Origin of the sequence: Kosakonia sp. CCTCC M2018092 (genome assembly GCF_003864115.1) — a bacterium.
Taxonomy (GTDB): Bacteria; Pseudomonadota; Gammaproteobacteria; order Enterobacterales; family Enterobacteriaceae; genus Kosakonia; species Kosakonia cowanii.
The window spans coordinates 283,991-298,844 of sequence record NZ_CP034225.1; the positions used below are offsets into that span (position 1 = coordinate 283,991).

General features: G+C 58.6%; 16 protein-coding genes. 9 read left to right on the top strand and 7 right to left on the bottom strand.

Going from position 1 to position 14,854, the window contains the following annotated elements; genetic code table 11:
- The 4 genes from arnD to arnF are packed head-to-tail and all read left to right on the top strand — an operon-like array spanning position 1 to position 3,258.
- Entirely contained in the window at positions 1 to 903 is a 903-nt protein-coding gene (arnD, locus tag EH164_RS01285; RefSeq protein WP_023482069.1) for a 4-deoxy-4-formamido-L-arabinose-phosphoundecaprenol deformylase, read from the top strand.
- Positions 900 to 2,540 (top strand): lipid IV(A) 4-amino-4-deoxy-L-arabinosyltransferase, encoded by a 1,641-nt coding sequence (gene arnT, locus EH164_RS01290; protein WP_124971211.1) that lies wholly within the window; start codon positions 900 to 902, stop codon positions 2,538 to 2,540. Before arnD ends, arnT begins: the two co-directional genes overlap by 4 nt.
- Positions 2,537 to 2,875, top strand: coding sequence for a 4-amino-4-deoxy-L-arabinose-phosphoundecaprenol flippase subunit ArnE (gene arnE, locus EH164_RS01295; RefSeq protein WP_042713190.1), 339 nt, complete (start codon positions 2,537 to 2,539; stop codon positions 2,873 to 2,875). The genes arnT and arnE overlap by 4 nt, the downstream gene beginning before the upstream one ends.
- On the top strand, positions 2,872 to 3,258 hold the full coding sequence (gene arnF / locus EH164_RS01300) for a 4-amino-4-deoxy-L-arabinose-phosphoundecaprenol flippase subunit ArnF (protein WP_124967092.1): 387 nt from the start codon (positions 2,872 to 2,874) through the stop codon (positions 3,256 to 3,258). Before arnE ends, arnF begins: the two co-directional genes overlap by 4 nt.
- On the opposite strand, the gene EH164_RS01305 is transcribed toward arnF, so the two are convergent.
- Entirely contained in the window at positions 3,255 to 4,304 is a 1,050-nt protein-coding gene (locus EH164_RS01305; RefSeq protein WP_124967093.1) for an AI-2E family transporter, read from the bottom strand. The genes arnF and EH164_RS01305 overlap by 4 nt on opposite strands.
- Before the next feature lie 146 nt (positions 4,305 to 4,450).
- Between EH164_RS01305 and EH164_RS01310 the strand changes: the two genes are divergently transcribed.
- A complete protein-coding gene (locus tag EH164_RS01310; protein ID WP_124967094.1) occupies positions 4,451 to 5,641 on the top strand; it encodes an MFS transporter in 1,191 nt (396 codons plus the stop codon).
- 69 nt (positions 5,642 to 5,710) lie between these two features.
- On the opposite strand, the gene EH164_RS01315 is transcribed toward EH164_RS01310, so the two are convergent.
- Together EH164_RS01315 and EH164_RS01320 are read right to left on the bottom strand one after the other, a co-directional pair.
- Positions 5,711 to 6,268: a DcrB family lipoprotein gene (locus EH164_RS01315; protein ID WP_023482047.1), complete on the bottom strand. Its 558-nt coding sequence runs from the start codon at positions 6,266 to 6,268 to the stop codon at positions 5,711 to 5,713.
- A gap of 72 nt (positions 6,269 to 6,340) precedes the next feature.
- Positions 6,341 to 7,006: a 7-cyano-7-deazaguanine/7-aminomethyl-7-deazaguanine transporter gene (locus EH164_RS01320; RefSeq protein WP_042713185.1), complete on the bottom strand. Its 666-nt coding sequence runs from the start codon at positions 7,004 to 7,006 to the stop codon at positions 6,341 to 6,343.
- A 188-nt stretch (positions 7,007 to 7,194) separates the two neighbouring features.
- On the opposite strand from EH164_RS01320, the gene tusA reads away from it, so the two are divergent.
- On the top strand, positions 7,195 to 7,440 hold the full coding sequence (tusA, locus tag EH164_RS01325; RefSeq protein ID WP_023481988.1) for a sulfurtransferase TusA: 246 nt from the start codon (positions 7,195 to 7,197) through the stop codon (positions 7,438 to 7,440).
- Here tusA and zntA read toward each other — a convergent pair.
- The 4 genes from zntA to rsmD form a co-directional block, all read right to left on the bottom strand.
- The gene (zntA, locus tag EH164_RS01330; RefSeq protein WP_124967095.1) at positions 7,437 to 9,644 is read right to left on the bottom strand and encodes a Zn(II)/Cd(II)/Pb(II) translocating P-type ATPase ZntA; all 2,208 of its coding nucleotides are present in this window, start codon (positions 9,642 to 9,644) and stop codon (positions 7,437 to 7,439) included. The two genes, tusA and zntA, sit on opposite strands and share 4 nt — an antisense overlap.
- A gap of 75 nt (positions 9,645 to 9,719) precedes the next feature.
- Positions 9,720 to 10,346 (bottom strand): lysoplasmalogenase, encoded by a 627-nt coding sequence (locus EH164_RS01335; RefSeq protein ID WP_023482129.1) that lies wholly within the window; start codon positions 10,344 to 10,346, stop codon positions 9,720 to 9,722.
- A gap of 122 nt (positions 10,347 to 10,468) precedes the next feature.
- Positions 10,469 to 10,738 carry a DUF1145 family protein gene (locus EH164_RS01340; protein WP_023482020.1) on the bottom strand — a complete coding sequence of 90 codons (270 nt, stop codon included), beginning with the start codon at positions 10,736 to 10,738 and terminating at the stop codon, positions 10,469 to 10,471.
- Positions 10,728 to 11,330 (bottom strand): 16S rRNA (guanine(966)-N(2))-methyltransferase, encoded by a 603-nt coding sequence (rsmD, locus tag EH164_RS01345; RefSeq protein ID WP_124967096.1) that lies wholly within the window; start codon positions 11,328 to 11,330, stop codon positions 10,728 to 10,730. The genes EH164_RS01340 and rsmD overlap by 11 nt, the downstream gene beginning before the upstream one ends.
- 190 nt (positions 11,331 to 11,520) lie before the next feature.
- Between rsmD and ftsY the strand changes: the two genes are divergently transcribed.
- The 3 genes from ftsY to ftsX are packed head-to-tail and all read left to right on the top strand — an operon-like array spanning position 11,521 to position 14,733.
- Entirely contained in the window at positions 11,521 to 13,011 is a 1,491-nt protein-coding gene (ftsY, locus tag EH164_RS01350; RefSeq protein WP_124967097.1) for a signal recognition particle-docking protein FtsY, read from the top strand.
- Between the two features lie 2 nt (positions 13,012 to 13,013).
- A complete protein-coding gene (gene ftsE / locus EH164_RS01355) occupies positions 13,014 to 13,682 on the top strand; it encodes a cell division ATP-binding protein FtsE (protein ID WP_023482101.1) in 669 nt (222 codons plus the stop codon).
- On the top strand, positions 13,675 to 14,733 hold the full coding sequence (gene ftsX / locus EH164_RS01360) for a permease-like cell division protein FtsX (RefSeq protein ID WP_023482126.1): 1,059 nt from the start codon (positions 13,675 to 13,677) through the stop codon (positions 14,731 to 14,733). Before ftsE ends, ftsX begins: the two co-directional genes overlap by 8 nt.
- The last annotated feature ends 121 nt before the right edge of the window (positions 14,734 to 14,854 follow it).

Sequence of the window (14,854 nt, forward strand, 5' to 3'; positions counted from 1 at the left end):
ATGAAAAAAATCGGCTTACGTATTGATGTCGATACCTTTCGCGGCACGCAGCAAGGCATGCCGCGTCTGCTACAGCTGCTGGAGAAGCACCAGATCCAGGCGAGCGTCTTTTTTAGCGTCGGCCCGGACAATATGGGGCGGCATATCTGGCGTCTGCTGAAGCCGAAATTTTTCTGGAAGATGCTGCGCTCGCGCGCGGCGTCGCTGTATGGCTGGGATATTCTGCTGGCGGGTACCGCCTGGCCGGGGCGCATTATTGGCGATGCCAACGCAGAGATCATTCGCCAGACGGCGCGCATGCATGAAGTGGGGCTGCACGCCTGGGATCACCACGCCTGGCAAAGCTGGAGCGGCGTCTGGGATCAGGCGCGGCTGGAAACGGAGATTGCACGCGGCCTTTCGGCGCTGGAGCGGATTATCGGCCAGCCGGTTACCTGCTCGGCGGCGGCGGGCTGGCGCGCAGATCAGCGGGTGGTGAAGGCGAAAGCGGTTTTCCCGTTCCGCTATAACAGCGACTGTCGCGGTAGCCAGCCCTTCCGCCCGCAATTGACAGAGACAACCTACGCCGCGCCGCAAATCCCCGTTTCGCTACCCACCTGGGATGAGGTGGTCGGCTCCTCGGTGAGCGCCGAGGGCTTCAACCGCTTTATCCTCGATCGCATGCATCGCGCCCACGGCACGCCGGTTTACACCATCCATGCTGAAGTGGAAGGGATTATCGGTGCCGATGCGTTTGATCAGCTGCTGACGCTGGCGGCGCAGGAGGAAATTACATTTTGCCCGCTGGGGCAGTTACTACCGGACGATGTCACGACACTGCCGCCCGGCAAAGTGGTACGCGGCGAAGTGGTTGGCCGCGAAGGGTGGCTGGGATGCCAAAAACTGTTGAGTGCACAACGATGAAACCTGTTCACTATGGTTTAGCGCTGCTGGCGCTGTTTGCCCTTTATTACCTTGCGCCGCTGGAGTACCGCCTGCTCTGGCAACCGGACGAGACCCGCTATGCGGAGATCAGCCGCGAGATGTTGCAAAGCGGCGACTGGATGGTGCCCCATTTCCTCGGGCTGCGCTATTTTGAAAAACCGATCGCCGGGTACTGGGTCAACACCCTCGCGCAGTGGGTATTTGGTCACAACAACTTCGCGGTACGCTTTGGCGCGGTCTTCTCCACCACCGTTTCCGCTCTTCTGGTTGGCGCGTTAGCGTGGAAGATGTGGCGTGACAAAGCGACGGCGCTGCTCTCCGGCGTGATCTACCTGACCGTGCTGCTGGTGTACGGCGTCGGTACCTATGCCGTGCTGGATCCGATGATCGCCTTGTGGATGACGCTGGCGATGTTCAGCTTCTGGCTGGCGGCGCAGGCCACCAGCCGACGCGGGAAAGCGGGTGGCTATCTGCTGCTCGGTATCGCCTGCGGCATGGGGGTAATGACCAAAGGGTTCCTGGCGCTGGCGCTGCCGGTTATCGGCGTGTTGCCGTGGGTGATTGCGCAGCGGCGCTGGAAAGAGGTGCTGATTTGGGGCTGGCTGGCAGTGCTGGCGTGCGTACTGACGGTGCTGCCGTGGGGGCTGACCATTGCGGCGCGCGAGCCTGATTTCTGGCGCTACTTCTTCTGGGTGGAGCATATTCAGCGCTTTGCCCAGGATGACGCGCAGCATAAAGCGCCGTTCTGGTACTACATTCCCTGTTTGCTTGCCGGTTCGCTGCCGTGGCTTGGGCTGCTGCCCGGTGCGCTGAAAACCGGCTGGCGGGCGCGCAGTGACGCCTTTTACCTGCTCGGCTGGGTGGTGATGCCGCTGATCTTCTTCAGTATCGCCCAGGGAAAACTGCTGACCTATATTCTGCCCTGCTTTGCGCCGCTGGCGATATTGATGGCGCGTTACGCGCGCACCGCCGCGAGCGTAAAAGTGCTGCGTATCAATGCCGGAATCAATATCGCTTTCGGGCTCACTGGCGCGATCGCCGCGCTGGTGGTGTCGCCGTGGGGGATGTTGAAGCATCCCGTCTGGCTGCCGATCGAAGATTATAAAGCGGCGCTCGCCGCCTTTATCTTCCTGATGTGGGCGCTGGTCGGGCTGTTTACCTTCAAGGCGAGTGCTGAGCGTTGGTTCTTCGCCGCGCTTTCGCCACTGACGCTGGCGCTGCTGGTGGGGTTTGCCATTCCGGATAAAGTGATGGATTCCAAACAGCCGCAGTTCCTGATCGCCTGCATTGATGACGCGCTGGCGGAGAGCCGCTACGTGCTGTCGGATAATCCCGGCGTTGCCTCCGGGCTCGCCTGGGAGCTGAAGCGTAGCGATATTCTGCTGTTCGGTTCGCGCGGCGAGCTGGCTTATGGCCTGGATTATCCCGATGCGAAAGGGCGTTTTGTCGCCGAGCGTGATTTTACCGACTGGCTGGCCGGGCATCGCCAGCAGGGGATTGTTTCGCTGGTGCTTCATCAGTCGCAGGCCGATGAGTTTATGCGTCTGCCCATTCCGAAACCGGATAACGTCTATCAGCAGGGGCGGATGGTGTTATTGCAGTACTTTCCGCAATGAGTAGCTGGATCTGGCTCGGTGCGGCCAGCCTGTTGAGCTGCCTGGGGCAGCTGTGCCAGAAGCAGGCGACGCGCCCGGCGAGCGGGGCATCGCGCGGCAGGCACGTTGGCCTGTGGCTGGCGCTGGCACTGCTGGCACTGGGTGCGGGGATGGTGCTGTGGCTGCTGGTGTTGCAGCGCATTCCGGTCGGCGTCGCCTACCCGATGCTGAGCCTCAATTTTGTCTGGGTGACGCTGGCGGCGAGGGCGATCTGGCATGAGCGCATTACGTTGCGCCATGCCTGCGGTCTGGCGTTGATTATTGCCGGTGTGGCGCTACTCGGGAGTTCATTATGAAGGGGTTACCCTGGGCGCTTCTTAGCGTGCTGCTGGTGAGCGGAGCGCAACTGTTACTGCGTGATGGCATGCTGTCGCTGCCGCCGTTGACCGAGCTGCGCGCCTTTTTGCTGGCGCTGCTGCATGGGCACGCTGGCACGCTGGCGCTGCTGTTGGGATTAATGGGCTACGTGGCGTCGATGGGCTGTTGGTATCTGGCCCTGCACCGGATGGCGCTGAGTAAAGCCTATGCCCTGCTCAGCCTGAGTTACATTCTGGTGTGGGCCGCCGCCATCTGGCTACCTGGCTGGCATGAACCCTTCACGCTGCGCGGTGCGTTTGGCGTGGCGCTGATTGTGGCGGGCGTGCTGGTTATCTTCCTGCCCGCCCGCAATAGAGCTTAACCCGGTAATCGCGATTTCGGTCGGCCTGGGCCAAGCATGATCGCCAGCTTGCTGCCGCCGGAGGTGGTCTCCATCCAGATTTTGCACACGCTGGTAAGCGGCACCGAGAGCAGCATTCCCACCGGGCCGAGCAGCCATCCCCAGATTAATAATGAGAGGAACACCACCAGCGTCGACATGCCGAGGCGGTGGCCCATCATGCGCGGCTCAAGGATGTTGCCAATCAGCATGTGTACAACAAGGAAGAGGGCACCGACTAACAGGCACTCGTAGGTGCCGTTGAACAGCAGGGCCTGGATCATCGGCGGAATGGCGGAGATCACTGACCCGATATTTGGCACGTAGTTCAGCAGGAAGGCGAGCACGCCCCACATCAGCGCAAACTGCACATCCAGCGCCACCAGCCCGACCCAGACAATCAGCCCGGTCCAGACGCTGAGCAGCGTTTTCAGCGCCAGGTAGTGCGACACCCCTTTCAGTGCGCGGTGCAGGCCAGCAATGTGAATCTGCGGATTATTCAGGGCGAAGCGCATTTTGTACGGCACGTGGCGCACTTCAAACAGCATAAACACCACCGTCATCACCAGCAGCACGACGCTTGCCATCGCATTCGATAACTGTGTCGCCATGGTAGTGGCGAAAGACATCATGCGGTCCGAGTCCATGCGTTGCAGCATGCGCTCCGGGGAGAGATGCAGATGCAGGAACGGCAGCGCGTCCTGAAGCTGCAAAAACTTGCGTGTCAGCTCGCGGTTGTACTTCGGCAGCAGGGTCATAAAGTCGTTCATCGACGCGGCAAGCACGGCGAATAACGCGGTCAGGAAGACCAGCATCACCAGCACGACAATGGCAATGGCCGCCGGGCGCTTGATGCCGCGGCGTAGAAACCAGGTCACTAGCGGGTTAAGAACAATGGCGAAGAAGAGCGCCAGCAGGAGTTGGACAATAATATCGGCTGCGGCGTGGATACCGGCGAGAATGACCACCAGTGACGCCAGTTTGAGAAGAATGTGGAGGCCCGCCCGGTCTGGCTGAGGTTGCATCATGATTAATTCCTTTTTTTCTTATTGCCAGTAAGTGTAGTGCGCCGCGCCACCTTCGCCTGACAGAGATAATCTTAAAGTCGTGCTGCTTTCTACCTTGTGTCGTGGTAATAGTGAAATCCTGTTGTAAAAAATCTGAGTAAATCCTGATGCCTGAACACCGCGCTGAACCGGCGCTAAGCGGATTGCGCCTCAATCTGCGGATTTTGTCCGTCGTGATTTTTAACTTCGCCAGCTATCTCACCATTGGTCTCCCGCTGGCGGTGTTGCCCGGGTTTGTCCATGACGTGATGGGCTACAGCGCCTTCTGGGCGGGGCTGGTGATAAGTCTTCAGTACTTCGCCACGCTGCTCAGCCGCCCGCACGCCGGGCGCTATGCCGATCTGCTGGGGCCAAAAAAAGTGGTGATTTTCGGCCTCTGCGGCGCGTTTCTCAGCGGGCTGTGCTATCTGCTGGCGGAAATGCAGTCTGGCGTGATGAGCCTGGTGCTGCTCTGCCTTGGGCGGGTGATTTTAGGCATCGGTCAGAGCTTTGCCGGCACCGGCGCGACGCTGTGGGGCGTTGGCGTGGTCGGTAATGTTCATATTGGACGCGTGATCTCGTGGAATGGTATTGCTACTTACGGGGCGATGGCGCTTGGCGCACCGCTCGGCGTGCTCTGCTATCACTATGGCGGCCTGCACGGGCTGGCGCTGACGATTATGGCCGTCGCGCTGTTGGCGGTGCTGCTTGCGCTACCGCGCGCGGCGGTGAAAGCCAGCAAAGGCAAACCGCTGCCGTTTCGCGCCGTGCTCGGACGTGTCTGGCTCTACGGGATGGCGCTGGCGCTCGGTTCGGCCGGTTTTGGCGTCATCGCCACCTTTATTACCCTCTATTACGATGCCAGAGGCTGGGATGGGGCGGCGTTCGCTCTGACGCTCTTTAGCGTGGCGTTTGTTGGCGCACGGCTGCTGTTTCCCAATGGTATCAACCGCTTTGGCGGGCTTAACGTGGCGCTAATCTGCTTTGCGGTGGAGACCTGCGGGCTGCTGCTGGTGGGCCTGGCGGTCGATCCGTGGATGGTGAAACTGGGCGTTTTCCTGACCGGGGCCGGTTTCTCGCTGGTCTTCCCGGCGCTGGGCGTGGTGGCGGTAAAAGCGGTGCCGCAGCACAATCAGGGCTCGGCGCTGGCGACCTATACGGTGTTTATGGATCTCTCGTTAGGCGTGACTGGCCCGCTGGCAGGGCTGCTGATGGCCTGGGCGGGCGTCTCATCTATTTATCTTGCTGCCGCCGGGCTGGTGGCGGTTGCGCTACTGTTGGCGTGGCGGTTAAAGCAGAGAGTGCCCGATAGCGCGTAAACGCTTATCCGACCGGGCATAAAAAAAGGGAACCCGCAGGTTCCCTTTCTCTTTTCGATTGTTGCGGCGTTATTTCACCACGATGGTGTTGATAATGTTCTCGGCAGCGGTCTGCGCCTGCTGCTGATTTTCCGCCGGCAGCGTCACCTGAAGGGTAACCAGGTGGTTATCAATTTTCCCCAGCACCACGGAGGACCATGCGGTCTGGCCTTTGGCGGAGATCACGCTGTCGAGCTGTTGCAGGGTCTGCCCTTTCAGCTCAATCGAACGGTTGGTCACAACCTGCAACTGCGGGTCGCGGCTGCGCTGCTGATCTTCCAGACGTTTCGCCAGCACGCTCAGATCTTCCTGCGTGTTGTCGCCAACGATCACGATCACCGCTTTCTGGCCGGTGGCGTCAGAGTAGACGTGCATGTTGTTGGATTGCGTGCCCAGCTTGCCGCTCTGATCGGTCATATCCGCAGGCAGCGAGAAGCTGAGTTTACCGTCGAGCAGGGTCACCGGCTGGCCGGAGGCGTTACTCTCTGCGGCGGCACCCTGTGCGGGCTTCTTGCTGTCGCTGTTATCACAGGCAGCCAGCCCCATCACCAGCAGGCCAATACCGACATATTTCACCAGATTGCGCATTGACTTCATCCTTTCAATAAACAGCCATAATGGCTTGTTGTTCCATATTATCACAACTGATAAGTCGTACCTTTAACCCGCCTGTAATGCCGAGATTTCAGATTTGTCTGCCAGTCTTTTCAGCAACATATTCAACAGCACACCATACATCGGCAGGAAGAAGGCGATGCTGATAAGCACCTTGAAGCTGTAATCCACCAGCGCGATTTCGGTCCAGTGCTGTGCCATAAAGGGATCCGGGCTGCGCCAGAAGGCGATAAAGAAGAAGGCCACCGTATCGCTGGCGTTACCAAAAATGGTCGAGGCCGTTGGCGCAAGCCACCAGCGGCGGCTCTGGCGCAGGCGGTTAAAGACGTGCACATCAAGGATCTGCCCCAGCGCATAGGCCATAAAGCTGGCGGCGGCGATACGCGCGACAAACAGGTTAAAGTGGGCGAGCGCGCCGAAACCTTGCCAACTGCCCATATAAAACAGCGACGAGATAACGTAAGAGGCAAGCAGGGCGGGCACCATCACGGCAAAAATAATCCGTCGTGCCAGAGGCGCGCCGAAAATGCGTACGGTGAGATCCGTTGCCAGGAAGATAAACGGAAAACTGAATGCGCCCCAGGTGGTGTGGAAGCCGAAAATGGCGACCGGGAGCTGCACCAGGTAGTTACTGGAGATAATCACCAGCAGGTGGAAAAGCGATAGCCAGACCAGCGCCTTCATGCGCTGTGCGTTGGAAAAGTGCGTCATATTGTGACCTTTTTGGTAAATGGGGTGAGGGAACCCAGTTCAATTTATGCTCTGCCAGGCAGAAGCCGCCGCATGATACTGCAATCATCGCGCGATGCAACGGCTAATTTTAACGCAATCGTTAACCTCCCTTGCGCCCTGAAAATGGCAGCGTAAACTAGGGCGGTTTTTTCACTTGTGAGATGAAGATGAGCGATCCGTTTTCTACCGCCGACCACACTCTTGATGCCCTTGGCCTGCGCTGCCCGGAGCCTGTAATGATGGTGCGCAAAACCGTGCGTAACATGCAGGTTGGCGAAACTGTACTGATTATCGCCGACGATCCGGCAACCACCCGCGATATTCCCGGCTTCTGCCGTTTTATGGAACATGAGCTGGTTGCCGACCAGACCGAAACGCTGCCCTACCGCTATTTAGTGCGTAAAAGCCACTAATCTTTGCGACGTAACAGGCGCAGCGCGTTGGCTGTCACCAGCACCGTTGCGCCGGTATCCGCCAGCACCGCCAGCCATAATCCGGTGATCCCCAAAAGCGTGGTGACCAGGAAGATCCCCTTCAGCCCGAGCGCAATGGCGATGTTCTGACGAATATTGCGATGCGTGGCGCGCGCCAGACGGATCATCTGCCCAAGGCCGGAGAGCCGGTTATGGGTTAACGCCGCATCGGCGCTCTCCAGCGCGACATCGGTGCCGCTGCCCATCGCAATGCCGAGGGTTGCCGCTTTCATCGCCGGAGCATCGTTGATGCCGTCGCCGACCATCGCCAGCGGGGCCTCTTCATTCAGCGCGCGCACGGCGCTGACTTTATCCTCCGGCAGCAGCCCGGCGCGAAACTCCAGCCCTAACTCACCGGCAATCGCTGCCGCTGCCCGTGGATTGTCGCCGGTGAGGATCACCCCCGTGATGCCAAGGGCATGCAGCTCCGCCACCGCGGCTTTTGCATCGTCGCGCAGGGTGTCCTGTAGCGCCAGCGTGCCGATAATGGTGTTATCGCGCAGAACCACTACTACCGTTTGCCCCCGCGCTTCCTGCTGCTCAATCTGCTTGCGCTCTGCGTTGTTTAGCAGGCCCGCTGGCACCTTTTCCGGTGCGCAGATGTGAATGTTATGCGCGCCGATGCGCGCTTCAATGCCTTTCCCGGCCAGCGCCCGTTGCCCGTCGGCCTGCGGAATAGCGATGCCACGACGCTGCGCCTCCTGCACAATCGCCAGCGCCAGCGGGTGCGTCGAGCCCTGCTCCACCCCGGCGCTGAGCGCCAGCAGCTCCTGCTCCTCTGTAGCCGAAAATGCCTGAATGGCGACCAGTTGCGGTTTGCCGAGAGTCAGGGTGCCGGTCTTATCAAACGCTACCTGACGCAGGGTGCCGAGCTGCTCCAGCGCCGCGCCGCCTTTGATCAGCGCCCCGCGACGTGCGGCGGCTGCCAGCCCGGAGGTAATGGCCGCAGGCGTGGAGATCACCAGCGCGCAGGGGCAGCCAATCAGCAGCAGCGCCAGCCCTTTATAGACCCACTCCAGCCACGGAGCGGAAAAGAGCAGGGGGGGAACCACCGCTACCAGCAGCGCCACGGCCATAATTGTCGGCGTATAAATACGGCTGAAGCGATCGATAAAGCGCTCAATGGGCGCGCGGCGCTCTTCCGCCTCCTCAATCAGTTTCAGGATGCGGTCGATGGCGCTTTCGCCCGCTTTTGACACGACTTCGAGGGTAATCAGCCGATCGACGCTGGTAGCACCTGCGGGCACGCTTTCGCCCGCGCTGCGCTCGACGGGCAGTGACTCGCCGGTTAAGGCACTCTCATCAAAACTGGCGAAGGGGGAGATAAGGTGGCCATCTGCCGGTAAACGCCCGCCCGCCGGGACTTCAATAGTATCGCCGGGTTGCAGCTGGCTGGCTGGGATGGTTTCACGCACGCCGTTACGCACGCGAATGGCGCTGTCGGGTTTTAACGCCATCAGTGCGCTTACGCCTCTGCGCGCGCGGCTGGCGGCCCAGCCTTCAAGCCGTTCGCCAATTAAAAACAGCAGCAGTACCATCGCCGCTTCGGCGGTCGCGCCGATAAACAGCGCGCCAATCGCCGCCACGCTCATTAAGGTTTCGATGGCGAACCAACTGCCGCTTCTTATCAGGCGCAAGGCCTGACGGGCAATTGGCCATAAGCCGACCAGCGTGGTAAGCACAAAGGCCGCCTGGCCGAAGGGGTGATTGAACTGCTCCAGCCCCCAGCTTAGAGCCATCATCACGATGAGCAGGAGCAGCGGCAGGTTTTCGCGCAGAGGTGAAGATGCAGGCGCGGGAGCACTGTTTTCGCTGCGAAGCTGGTAGCCCGCGTTTTGAACGGCTTTTTCGACGCGCTCGCGCACATCACTCTGTGCAATGACAATCAGCTTTTCGGTGGCAAAAGCGACCTGCACCTGGGTGATGCCCTCGACCTGGCGCACCGCATTTTCCACCTTACGGGCGCAGGCGGCACAATCCATGCCGCTCACCTGCCAGCTAAAGCGATCGCCTGCGGCGGTTATTTCCGGCGCGGAACGGCTTTCACAGCTTGTATCGCCGCAGCAGGGGGCATTGCTTTCAGCAACGGGGCGCAGTTTGAGCGCGGCAAAGTGAGGCGTTTTCTTGAGTTCGGGAGCAGCCATCGCATCCTCCGGTGAATGATAATTTTCTCATTAACCGGAGGATACACTCTGGAGTCGACTCCAGAGTCAAGCGCTTTAGATATAGAGCGAACGGACGATCAGGAAGTGACCGGCAAAATAGCAGGCGGAGGAGATGGCGTTATCCGCGCTAAAGCGTTTACGGTAGTGGCTGCCGAGCCAGACAATATTGCCGATAAGCAGCAGCGATGCGCCGATAAACGCCGACAGCGCCTGGCTGGTCGGACGGAAGAACCACAGCTCACCGGCCAGCCATACCATTACCAGCGTCATGGCGACAAAAGTGGATACGGCCATGCGCAACTCTTCGAGACGCGTCCAGATCACCGCCAGCAGCAGGGCACCAATCACCAGCAGCACCAGCGGCAGCGGCCAGAAGAAGGTCAGCGTCATCTGGCTGGCGAAGTAGATGGTATAGAGCAGATGGGCCAGGAAGAAAGCGCCGATGGCGTAAAGTAACTTTTGGCGCGGCAGCAGCGTCAGAGCATCGCCCACCAGCGAGGCGCACAGACCCGCCAGCACCAGATAGCTGATGGCATCGAACATGGGCGCTTGCCAGGCGAGCAGAAGTAACAGCAGAAGGGTTACGGGTTTGAACACCCAGCGTTGCCACACCGGGCCACGATAGGAAGCGTCGACGTACAACCAGCCGGAAAAGCAGACAGCAATAAATGACCACAGCATAATTAAGTCCCTGTAACTGTTATTGTTGCGTAAAACTCTCCCCTCAAGTGTAGTGGCGTAAAAAGGGGGATGACAATGCGAACTTCCCCCAATGTCCTGCAATTCCGCTTAATCTGACAGAGTTATCTCTTTGCTTTCAGCTTCTTCTGCCAGACCAGCAGTTCAAAGACGCCGAAAAGAAAAATGCGCAGCTGCTCCAGTTTGGTCATCTGCGGCCCCTCTTTCGGCAGCGCGGTCTTCATCATCGTCGCCTGCAAAGCATGCATAAAGAAAGTAAAAACTAGCGCGACGTTGACGAAAATATTCAACGGGCGCGGAAAGGGGTGGATCAGGTTGAAAATCAGAAAGGCCCAGATGCAGAGCATCATCAGACGGCCCAGATTAATCAGCAACGGCATGCTTCTCTCCTTGTGCTTCGCGGTGATACAAACGGTAAGCCACCTGGCCCGCGACTTTTTCCCGGTGTAAATGCCAGTGCGCAGGCACTGACGGTAAGCCATTTTCCACTTCGCTCTCGATATAAATGAGTGCGTCATCCGCCAGCCAGCCGTTGTTCTCCAGCAAACGCACGGTGTCATCCAGCATCCCTTTGCGGAACGGTGGATCGATAAACACTATGGTGTGCGGTGTGCCCGCTGCGGCTAAAAAGTTCAGCGTGTTGCTGTTAACGACTTTCGCGTTAGTGGCTTTAAGCGTAGCGAGATTTTGCTGGAGCTGCTGGGCGACGCTGCCCTCCATCTCGACCAGCGTCGCGCTGGCGGCGTAGCGGGAGAGCGCTTCCAGCCCGAGCGCACCGCTGCCGGCGAAGCAGTCGAGACAGCGGGCGTCAACCATTGACGGTGCCAGCCAGTTAAAAAGGGTTTCGCGCACGCGATCGGTGGTCGGGCGCAGGCCTGGGCTGTCGGGAACCGGTAATTTACGGCCCCGCCACTGCCCGCCAATAATACGAATTTGTCCGCTGGCGGCACGGTTGGGTTTCTTCATGGTCTTCGCTTTGCTCATCATTTCGGCCTGCTATTCTAGCGGGCGGATGAATTGCGTTAAACCCTAATCCTCAGGCCGTGATGAGAGATAAGGAAAGTGTTAGACTATCCGACTAATTCACCAATGATTTCAGTCCTGGTCGAGCAGACAGGCTGCGCTATAGAATCAACAGCGAGGAGTGTAGTCGCCAATGGCAAATGAAAAGAAACGTGGCTTTTTTTCCTGGCTGGGCTTTGGGCAGAAAGAGCGTGCCGATGAGGCGCAAGCAGAAGAGCAGAAAACAGCGGAACAACCGGTAGAAGAGACACCGGTTGCCGAGCCTGCCGCCGACAGTGAAAAGTTCGCCGAAGAGGTTGTCGAAGTTAGCGAGCAGCTTGCGCATGAAGAGGCACCGCAGCCGGTTGCTGAAGAGCGCGTTGTAGCAGAACCGGTTGCCGAAGAACAGGTTATAGAAGAAGCGGCTGTTGAAGAGCCTGTCGAAGAGATTATCGAAGCCGCACCTGTTGCCGCCGTTGAGCATGAAGCGCTGCCGCTGCCGGAAGAGCTTAGCGAACAGAGCATTGACGCTGAAGAGTGGCAGGCCGAAGCCGAGCCGCTGGTTACGGCGGACGTTGAAGTTGACGAGCCAGAAGTTGAAGAGATAGAAGACGAGACGCTGCCGAGCGACGAAGAGCTGGACGCGCTGGCGGCTGAAGCGGCGGAAGAAGCGGTGGTGGTCGTGCCGGTCGACGAGCAGGTTCAGGAGCAGGAGAAGCCAACCAAAGAGGGTTTCTTCGCGCGATTGAAGCGCAGCCTTCTGAAAACAAAAGAGAATCTCGGTTCCGGATTTATCAGTCTGTTCCGCGGCAAAAAAATCGATGATGATCTCTTCGAAGAGCTGGAAGAGCAGCTGTTGATTGCCGATGTTGGCGTTGAGACCACGCGGAAAATCATCACCAACCTGACGGAAGGGGCCAGCCGCAAGCAGTTACGCGACGCGGAAGCGCTGTATGGCCTGCTGAAAGAGGAGATGAGCGAGATCCTCGCGAAGGTGGACGAGCCGCTGAATGTCGAAGGCAAAACGCCGTTCGTTATTCTGATGGTCGGCGTTAACGGCGTCGGTAAAACCACCACCATCGGCAAGCTGGCGCGCCAGTTTGAGCAGCAGGGTAAATCGGTGATGCTGGCGGCGGGCGATACCTTCCGCGCAGCGGCCGTTGAGCAGTTGCAGGTGTGGGGCCAGCGCAACGATATTCCGGTGATTGCCCAGCATACCGGCGCAGATTCCGCTTCGGTTATCTTTGATGCTATTCAGGCTGCGAAGGCGCGTAATGTCGATGTGCTGATTGCGGATACCGCCGGCCGTCTGCAGAATAAATCGCACCTGATGGAAGAGCTGAAAAAGATTGTGCGCGTGATGAAGAAGCTTGATGAAAACGCGCCGCACGAAGTGATGCTCACGATTGATGCCAGCACCGGGCAGAATGCGGTAAGCCAGGCCAAACTGTTCCACGAAGCGGTCGGTTTAACCGGCATCACACTGACCAAGCTTGACGGCACCGCGAAAGGCGGGGTGATCTTCTCGGTTGCGGATCAGTTCGGTATCCCAATCCGCTATATCGGTGTTGGCGAACGTATTGAAGATTTGCGTCCGTTTAATGCGGGCGATTTTATTGAGGCGCTTTTTGCCCGAGAGGATTAACAATGATTCGCTTTGAACATGTCAGCAAAGCCTATCTCGGTGGGAGACAAGCGCTGCAGGGGGTAACTTTTCACCTGCAGCAGGGCGAGATGGCGTTTCTGACCGGGCACTCCGGCGCGGGGAAAAGTACCCTGCTGAAGCTGATCTGTGGGATTGAACGGCCAAGCGCCGGGAAAATCTTTTTCAGCGGTCACGATATTTCCCGGCTGAAAAGCCGCGAAGTGCCGTTTTTGCGCCGCCAGATCGGCATGATTTTCCAGGATCACCATCTGCTGATGGATCGCACGGTGTTTGATAACGTCGCGATCCCGCTGATTATCGCCGGTGCCAGCGGGGATGATATTCGCCGTCGCGTATCGGCGGCGCTGGATAAAGTCGGGCTGCTCGACAAAGCGAAAAGCTTCCCGATCCAGCTCTCCGGCGGTGAACAGCAGCGTGTGGGCATCGCCCGCGCGGTGGTGAATAAACCTGCCGTCTTGCTGGCGGATGAACCGACCGGGAACCTGGATGAAGCCCTGTCTGAAGGGATTTTACGTCTGTTTGAAGAGTTTAACCGCGTTGGGGTGACGGTACTGATGGCGACGCACGACATGGGGCTAATTTCCCGGCGTTCGTACCGCATGCTGAGCCTGAGCGACGGCCATTTGCATGGAGGCCTGGCGGGTGAATAAGCGCGACGCAATCAATCATATTCGGCAATTCGGCAGCAAGCTCGACCGTTTTCGCAAATCCTCCTCAGCGGCGGGCGAAGGGAGCCGCAGCGCACCGAGGCGCAGCAAACCGGCCTCCCGGCCGCCTTCGCGTAAAACCAATGTCTTCAACGAGCAGATGCGCTACGCCTGGCACGGTGCGCTGCAGGATCTGAAGAGTAAACCGCTGGCAACGTTCCTGACGGTGATGGTGATTGCCATCTCGCTGACGCTGCCGAGCGTCTGCTATATGGTCTACAAAAACGTCAGCCATGCGGCGTCGCAGTACTACCCTTCGCCGCAGATCACCGTCTACTTCGATAAATCGCTGGATGATAACGCCGCGCAGCAGGTGGTCGGGCAGCTTCAGTCCGAACCGGGCGTTGAAAAGGTGAACTATCTCTCCCGCGAAGATGCGCTCGGCGAGTTTCGTAACTGGTCCGGTTTTGGCGGCGCATTAGATATGCTGGAAGAGAACCCGCTGCCGGCAGTGGCGGTAGTGGTGCCGAAAATTGATTTCCAGAGCACCGAGGCGCTGAACACGCTGCGCGATCGCATTACGCGCGTGCAGGGCATCGACGAAGTGCGCATGGACGATAGCTGGTTTGCACGTCTGTCGGCGCTGACCGGGCTGGTTGGGCGCGTTTCGGCGATGATTGGCGTGTTGATGATCGCCGCTGTCTTCCTGGTGATCGGCAACAGCGTGCGTCTTAGCATCTTTGCCCGTCGCGACACTATTAATGTGCAAAAGTTGATTGGCGCAACCGATGGATTTATTCTGCGTCCGTTCCTTTATGGCGGCGCGCTTCTTGGCTTCTCCGGCGCGTTTTTATCGCTCATTTTGTCTGAAATTTTGGTGATGCGACTCTCGTCGGCGGTGACGGATGTGGCGAAGGTCTTCGGCACGCAGTTTGAGTTAAGTGGCTTATCTTTCGATGAATGTTTGCTGCTATTGCTGGTCTGTTCGATGATTGGCTGGATTGCCGCCTGGCTGGCGACGGTGCAACATTTACGTCACTTTACTCCGGACTAACGATTCTCTGGTATACTCCTCCCCTGCAATGACGAATACCGTTGCAGGGAGAGCGTATCCAACTGTCTTGCTGTTCCCCGCTTCGGCTGTTCATCCGGATGTCACAATTTGTGCGTAATTT

Excerpts from the sequence above, each read along its gene's own strand:
- arnD (WP_023482069.1), top strand. The coding sequence starts at position 1 with ATGAAAAAAATCGGCTTACGTATTGATGTCGATACCTTTCGCGGCACG.
- arnT (WP_124971211.1), top strand. The coding sequence starts at position 900 with ATGAAACCTGTTCACTATGGTTTAGCGCTGCTGGCGCTGTTTGCCCTT.
- arnE (WP_042713190.1), top strand. The coding sequence starts at position 2,537 with ATGAGTAGCTGGATCTGGCTCGGTGCGGCCAGCCTGTTGAGCTGCCTG.
- arnF (WP_124967092.1), top strand. The coding sequence starts at position 2,872 with ATGAAGGGGTTACCCTGGGCGCTTCTTAGCGTGCTGCTGGTGAGCGGA.
- EH164_RS01305 (WP_124967093.1), bottom strand. The coding sequence starts at position 4,304 with ATGATGCAACCTCAGCCAGACCGGGCGGGCCTCCACATTCTTCTCAAA.
- EH164_RS01310 (WP_124967094.1), top strand. The coding sequence starts at position 4,451 with ATGCCTGAACACCGCGCTGAACCGGCGCTAAGCGGATTGCGCCTCAAT.
- EH164_RS01315 (WP_023482047.1), bottom strand. The coding sequence starts at position 6,268 with ATGCGCAATCTGGTGAAATATGTCGGTATTGGCCTGCTGGTGATGGGG.
- EH164_RS01320 (WP_042713185.1), bottom strand. The coding sequence starts at position 7,006 with ATGACGCACTTTTCCAACGCACAGCGCATGAAGGCGCTGGTCTGGCTA.
- tusA (WP_023481988.1), top strand. The coding sequence starts at position 7,195 with ATGAGCGATCCGTTTTCTACCGCCGACCACACTCTTGATGCCCTTGGC.
- zntA (WP_124967095.1), bottom strand. The coding sequence starts at position 9,644 with ATGGCTGCTCCCGAACTCAAGAAAACGCCTCACTTTGCCGCGCTCAAA.
- EH164_RS01335 (WP_023482129.1), bottom strand. The coding sequence starts at position 10,346 with ATGCTGTGGTCATTTATTGCTGTCTGCTTTTCCGGCTGGTTGTACGTC.
- rsmD (WP_124967096.1), bottom strand. The coding sequence starts at position 11,330 with ATGAAGAAACCCAACCGTGCCGCCAGCGGACAAATTCGTATTATTGGC.
- ftsY (WP_124967097.1), top strand. The coding sequence starts at position 11,521 with ATGGCAAATGAAAAGAAACGTGGCTTTTTTTCCTGGCTGGGCTTTGGG.
- ftsE (WP_023482101.1), top strand. The coding sequence starts at position 13,014 with ATGATTCGCTTTGAACATGTCAGCAAAGCCTATCTCGGTGGGAGACAA.